1 protein-coding gene is annotated in these 1,073 nt (G+C 80.4%); it reads left to right on the plus strand.

The window, feature by feature from the left end; translation table 11 throughout:
• On the plus strand, positions 1-1,073 hold a 1,073-nt coding region (locus tag ABEB16_RS15790), incomplete at both ends, for a helicase-associated domain-containing protein (RefSeq protein ID WP_345713182.1).

The raw sequence follows: 1,073 nt of genomic DNA on the forward strand, positions 1-1,073 counted from the left end.
CAGCGCGCGGGCGGCCTCGTCGTGCGGGAGCTGCGGCGGGTGGCCGCGGCCCTGGAGGTGGACGAGGCGACGGCGGCGCTGGTGGTGGAGCTGGCCCGCACCAGCGGTCTGGTGGCCGACGACCAGGAGGTCGAGCCGCGCTGGGTGCCGACGCCCCGCTTCGACGCCTGGCTGGAGGAGGCGCTGCCGCAGCGGTGGGTGGAGGTGGTGGCCGCGTGGTTGCCGTCGACGCGGGTGCCGGCCCTGGTGGGCAGCCGCGACGCCAAGGGCGGCCCGCGCAACGCCCTGGGCCCGGACGTGGACCGCCCGGCGGCGGCGGTGGTGCGGCGGGCGGTGCTGGCGGAGCTGGCGGGGCTGCCGGTGGACGCGGCGACGGAGCAGGCGGCGCTGGTGGAGCGGCTGCGGTACGCCGCGCCGCGGCTGCTGACGCTGCTGCGCGAGGAGCTGGTGGGCTGGACGCTGCGGGAGGCGGCGTGGCTGGGGGTGAGCGGCGCGGGTGCGCTGTCCCCGGCGGCGCGCGCCCTGCTGGCCGGCGAGGAGGAGGCCGCGGCCGCGGCGCTGTCGGCGGCGCTGCCCGCCCCGGTGCACGAGGTGCTGCTGCAGGCGGACCTGACCGCCGTGGCGCCGGGGCCGCTGGCGGGGGACCTGGCGCGGCGGCTGGCGCAGCTGGCGAAGGTGGAGAGCCGCGGCGGCGCGACGGTGTACCGCTTCGACCCGGTCTCGGTGCGCCGCGGCCTGGACGTGGGCTGGACGGCGGAGGAGGTGCTGCGCTTCCTGGGGCAGGTGTCGGCGACGGGCGTGCCGCAGCCGCTGGAGTACCTGGTGCGGGACGTGGCGCGCCGCTACGGGCGGGTCCGGGTGGGCTCGGCGGCCTCGTTCCTGCGCGCCGAGGACCCCTCGGCCCTGGAGGAGCTGCTGGTGGACCGCCGCTGCGCGCCGCTGGGGTTGCGGCGGCTGGCGCCGACGGTGCTGGCGGCGGCGGCGGAGCCCGGCCGGGTGCTGGCGGTGCTGCGCGAGGTGGGGGTGGCTCCCGCCGCGGAGGGCCCGGACGGCGAGCTGGTGCTGCGCCGGGC

Origin of the sequence: Kineococcus glutinatus (genome assembly GCF_039542765.1) — a bacterium.
Classification (GTDB): Bacteria; Actinomycetota; Actinomycetes; order Actinomycetales; family Kineococcaceae; genus Kineococcus_A; species Kineococcus_A glutinatus.